7 protein-coding genes are annotated in these 4,864 nt (G+C 33.2%); all 7 read left to right on the top strand.

Features of this window, described 5'->3' with window-relative positions:
* The first annotated feature begins 133 nt into the window (after positions 1-133).
* Positions 134-697 (top strand): OmpA family protein, encoded by a 564-nt coding sequence (locus tag AC30RD_RS06420; protein ID WP_489493550.1) that lies wholly within the window; start codon positions 134-136, stop codon positions 695-697.
* 18 nt (positions 698-715) lie between these two features.
* Positions 716-1,630, top strand: a complete 915-nt coding sequence (locus AC30RD_RS06415) for a tetratricopeptide repeat protein (protein WP_489493549.1) — start codon at positions 716-718, stop codon at positions 1,628-1,630.
* A 70-nt stretch (positions 1,631-1,700) separates the two neighbouring features.
* Positions 1,701-2,207, top strand: coding sequence for an FKBP-type peptidyl-prolyl cis-trans isomerase (locus AC30RD_RS06410; protein ID WP_489493548.1), 507 nt, complete (start codon positions 1,701-1,703; stop codon positions 2,205-2,207).
* Entirely contained in the window at positions 2,194-2,937 is a 744-nt protein-coding gene (locus AC30RD_RS06405; protein ID WP_489493547.1) for a sigma 54-interacting transcriptional regulator, read from the top strand. The genes AC30RD_RS06410 and AC30RD_RS06405 overlap by 14 nt, the downstream gene beginning before the upstream one ends.
* A complete protein-coding gene (gene fabD / locus AC30RD_RS06400) occupies positions 2,934-3,860 on the top strand; it encodes an ACP S-malonyltransferase (protein WP_489493546.1) in 927 nt (308 codons plus the stop codon). Before AC30RD_RS06405 ends, fabD begins: the two co-directional genes overlap by 4 nt.
* A 20-nt stretch (positions 3,861-3,880) precedes the next feature.
* A complete protein-coding gene (locus tag AC30RD_RS06395; RefSeq protein ID WP_489493544.1) occupies positions 3,881-4,573 on the top strand; it encodes a 5'-methylthioadenosine/adenosylhomocysteine nucleosidase in 693 nt (230 codons plus the stop codon).
* Positions 4,570-4,864, top strand: a 295-nt coding sequence (locus tag AC30RD_RS06390; protein WP_489493543.1) for a PP-loop family protein, incomplete at its 3' end; no start/stop codon positions are given. The genes AC30RD_RS06395 and AC30RD_RS06390, both read left to right, overlap by 4 nt.

Below are 4,864 nucleotides of genomic sequence, written 5' to 3'. Positions count from 1 at the left end.
CCTTGGCGTAATTAGATTAAATTATAATAAAAGTTACCTTTATCCGCTAAAAGTTGGAAAAATACAGTCAATTGACTGGTAATTAAGAAAAATATTGGTAAAATTATAAAAAGTTTTGAAATAAGGAGAAGTTATGAGAAAAAGTTTATTAATCGGTCTATTTGCCGCTGCTTTAATATTTGGCGGATGTGCTAAAAAGAGTGTTGAGATAGAGGCTCCAGAAACGACTCAAGCTGCCGCTCAAGAAGAGACAGCTACGACAGTTAGTGAGGGCGAAGGAATTACAGAAGTTACCGCTGAGAGCGAAGAGGGTCTTAGTGAGGAAGAGTTAAAGATTCAAAAAATGAAAGCGATAGAGGCTGAAGCTAAAAAGATCTATTTTGATTTTGATAAATACAATATCAGACCCGATCAAGTTGAAAATGTAGATTTTGATGCAAAACTTTTTAATCGTGAAGATGCTGTAGAGTTTAAGATAAGAGTAGAAGGAAACTGTGATGAGTGGGGAACGGACGAGTATAATTACGCACTTGGTATAAAAAGGGCAAAATCCGTAAGAGACGCACTTGCTGCAAGGGGAGTAAATCCAGATAGAATGACGCTTATTAGTTACGGTGAAAGCAATCCAGTGTGTACTGAACACAACATCCCTTGCTGGAGAAAAAACAGAAGGGTAGAATTTACACTTCTTCCATAAAATATTTGAGAGGGTTTTATGAAAAATAAAATAGCTTTAATAACTCTTTTTCTTCTCCCTCTCTTTGCTAAAGAGCCTTCTGCGTTTGAGGCCGGCAATCTTGAGAGTCCAAGCCCTTACGGGCTTACTACCACGGAAAAATATATTCTTCAAAATAAAAAAAATATAGACTCCCTAAGAAAACAAAACGCGATAAACAGCGCAAAAATAAGTGAACTTGAGGAGAAAGTAGAAGGTCTTAGAAGTGTTGTTGAAGGGGTTGATTCCAATTTAAATGAAATTAAGCAAAAAATAAATCAACTTCTAGATGAAAAAAGCAAAGATAAAGAAGAATTAGAAGATAAAATCTCAAAATTAAACGAAGATTTAAACAAAACGATAACTTTGCAAAAAGAGAACTTTGAGCAGATAAAAAGTGTATTAGGCGAACTTACTTCACTCATAGATTCCATAAACAATAGTTATGTAAGCAAAGAAGAATTTAAAAAAGAGATAACCAATATCTACTCATATATAGATAAAAAATTTTTAGATCTGAAAAAATCTATAAAAAAAACCGCAATTTCCTCTAAAAGCGGCGCAACTATTTTTAGTGAGGCAAAAAAATTTTATAAGCTAAAAAAATATGACAAAGCCAAAGAGTATTTTTTAGCCTCTATAAAAAAAAGATATAAGCCGGCTACTTCAAGTTTTTATGTTGGTGAGATATGTTATTATCAAAAAGATTATGAATGTGCGATTGAATATTATAAAAAGAGTGCCAGTTTATATTCAAAAGCCTCTTATATGCCAACATTGATGCTTCATACCGCAATATCTTTGGAAAAAGTAGGTCAAAAGAAGCAGGCAAAACTTTTTTATGAAAATTTGATTAAAAAATATCCAAAAAGCAAAGCCGCCTCATTAGCGAAAAAGTATCTGAAAAAATTATAAAATTAAATTAATATAAACAAAAGAAAAATTTGATAAAATCAAATCTCAATTTATATTAGAAAGGTTAAATATGGCAATTGCAGACAACAAAGTCGTATCAATGGAGTATGAAGTAAGAGATGCGGCTACAAACGAAGTTATAGACTCAAACAGAGGGCAAAAGCCTCTACAATTCATAACGGGAAAGGGTCAGATAATTCCTGGATTAGAGAGCAAAATCAAAGAGATGAGCGAAAATGAAGAGGCTGATGTTTTAGTAAAAGCTCAAGATGCTTATGGACAAAAAGATGAAAATGCCGTTCAAACTCTTCCGATAGAACAGTTTGCGGGTATTGAACTTCAAGAGGGTATGACTCTTTATGGACAAGGTGAAAACGGAGAAACGGTTCAAGTTACCGTTAAATCTTTTAACGATAAAGAGGTTGTTATAGATTTTAATCATCCGTTAGCTGGAAAAGATCTTCTATTTACAGTTAAAATAGTTGGCGTTAGAGACGCAACTGCTGAAGAGGCTATGACCGGTCAAGTAATTGATCCAAATGAGTCTTGCGGATGTGGGACAGGTGAGTGTCACTAATTTTATCGTAAATTCTAGGGCCTCAAAGGAGGCCCTAAAATCCGCAAATATTTTAAAAAGTCTAAATATAAATGTTTTAATAGAGGGGCCAAAAGGCGTAGGAAAAGAGACTTTAGCAAGATATATAGCAAATGAAGCCCCTGTATTAAAAGATAATCTTTTAGAAATTGAAAATCTCCCTAAAAATTCTCAATCTGTTATTATTTTAAATATTCAAGAGTGTAAAAATCTTCATCTTCTTGAAGCAATTTCAAAAAAATTTAGAATAATAGCTACATCAAATTCTGCTACAAAAAGTGAAATAGTTGAAAAGATATTTCCTATTAAAATATATCTTCCTCCATTAAAAGAGAGAAAAGAGGATATTTTACCTTTGGCCGAGAAATTTTTGGATGAAGTTAAAAACAGTTTTTCTTCAAATATTGATTTAGATCTTGATTCGATCGATTTTGATTTGAGCGAAAACGGAGATTCTATAAAAAAAGAGGTATATTTTCATTTTTTTATAAAAAATATTAAAGAGTCACAAATAATTGAGTGTTTAGAAAAATATTTTGAGGAAAAAATCGGAACGAAAAATGATTATAAAGAGTTTTTGTATCTTTATGAAGTTCCGTTAATAAAAGCTGGATTTAAAAAATTTAAAAGTCAATTGAAAATGGCGGAGATGTTTGGATTAAATAGAAATACTTTAAGAAAAAAAATAAACGAAAATAAGGATAGGTTATGAAAAAAGTAGTCTTCTTATTTCCCGGGCAAGGGAGTCAAAAGATCGGTATGGGGAGAGACTTTTTTGAAAATACAGATCTTGCAAAAGAGTTGATAGAAGCTGCAAGCGATAGGCTAAAAATAGATTTTAAAAAGTTATTGTTTGAAGAAAATGAGGATTTAAATAAAACTCAATTTACTCAAAGTGCTATATTGCTTGTTAGCTCTATTGCTAACAAACTTTTTAAAAATATCTCAAATGTAGCTCCAATTTATGCTTTGGGGCACTCATTGGGCGAGTTTAGCGCATTGGTAAGCGTAGAGGCTTTGGACATAATTGATGGAGTGGAGCTTGTTTATAATAGAGGAAAATTTATGAATGAAGCCTCTAAGGGCGTAGACGGTGGAATGATGGTAGTGCTGGGATTGAGTGATGAAGATGTAGAAGAGATTTGCAAAGAGGCCAATAAAGAGGGCAAAAAGGTGTGGCCGGCAAATTATAATAGCGACGGGCAGATTGTCGTAGCGGGATTAAAAAATGACCTAAAATCGTTAGAAGAGGTTTTCAAGCAAAAAGGGGCAAAAAGAGCGATGCTTTTAAATATGAGCGTTGCAAGCCATTGTCCATTGATGGAAGATGCAAGAAAACCTCTAAAAGAGTATCTGGAAAAATTTATTAAAAATAACTTTTTGGCCCCTGTGGTATCAAACGTAACAGCAAGGCCCTATAACACTAAAGAAGAAGCCGTAAAACTACTTGATAGGCAACTGGTTGAGCCGGTGCTATATAAACAATCTATAAAAAATATAGAAAAAGAGATTGATATATTTATAGAGTTTGGGGAAGGAAACGTATTAAAGGGGTTAAATAGAAGATTAACAAAAGTTCCTACACTCTCTGTTTCTGATATGAAATCCCTTGAGAGTGCTCTAAAAGAGATATAAATATAAATTATGGAGATAATATGAAAATAGCTATAATGGGAGCGATGAAAGAGGAGATTGAACCTCTTTTAAATTATATGAACGATATAAAATCTTACGAGTTGGCAAACAATATCTATTATGAGGCAAAATATAAAGGAATTGAACTTGTTATTGCTTATAGCAAGATAGGTAAAGTTTTTGCGTCGTTAACAGCTTCTGTTATGATACAGCATTTTGGCGCAAAGAGACTTTTATTTAGCGGAGTAGCAGGAGCTATAAACGAAAGTTTAAAAATCGGAGATTTGATAGCGGCAACGAAACTTTGTCAGCATGATCTTGATATTACCGCTTTTGGGCATCCTTTTGGATATGTGCCTGAAGGAAAAATTTATATAGAGAGTGATAAAGAGCTTCTTTTTTTAGCAAAAGAGGTTGCAAAAGATAAAGGGATCGATTTAAAAGAGGGAATTATCGCAACAGGAGATCAATTTATCGCAAGTAGCGAAAAAAAAGAGTGGATTAAAAAAACTTTTGACGCTGACGCTTTAGAGATGGAAGGAGCGGCCGTTGCCGTAGTTTGCGACGCTTTTGATATTCCGTTTTTTATACTTAGAGCAATAAGTGATGCCGCGGATATGGAAGCTGGGTTTGATTTTGATAAATTTTTGGAAAGTTCATCAAAGATAAGTGCGGATTTTGTAGTGTCTATGCTTGATAAAATGGCAAAATGAAAAGAGCGCAATTTACCAAAAAACTTATAAAACAGATAGCTAAAACAAACTTTGAGTTTGAGCTTTTAAAAGAGGGTGATAGGGTTTTAGTTGGTCTTAGTGGTGGAAAAGATTCGTTAACACTTGTTCATGCGCTAAAACATATTCAAAGAGTTGCTCCTTATAACTTCTATTTTAAGGCAGTTACGATTAGTTACGGAATGGGAGAAAATTATAACTTTTTAAAAGAGCATTGTGCTGAGTATGGTATAGAATATGATGTTTTTGAAACGGAGATTTTTGATATCGCAA

The sequence above is a fragment of the Nitrosophilus sp. genome, from assembly GCF_982775275.1.
The sequence above is the reverse complement of the archived record's forward strand: the minus strand, read 5'-3'. Positions and strand labels throughout refer to the sequence as shown.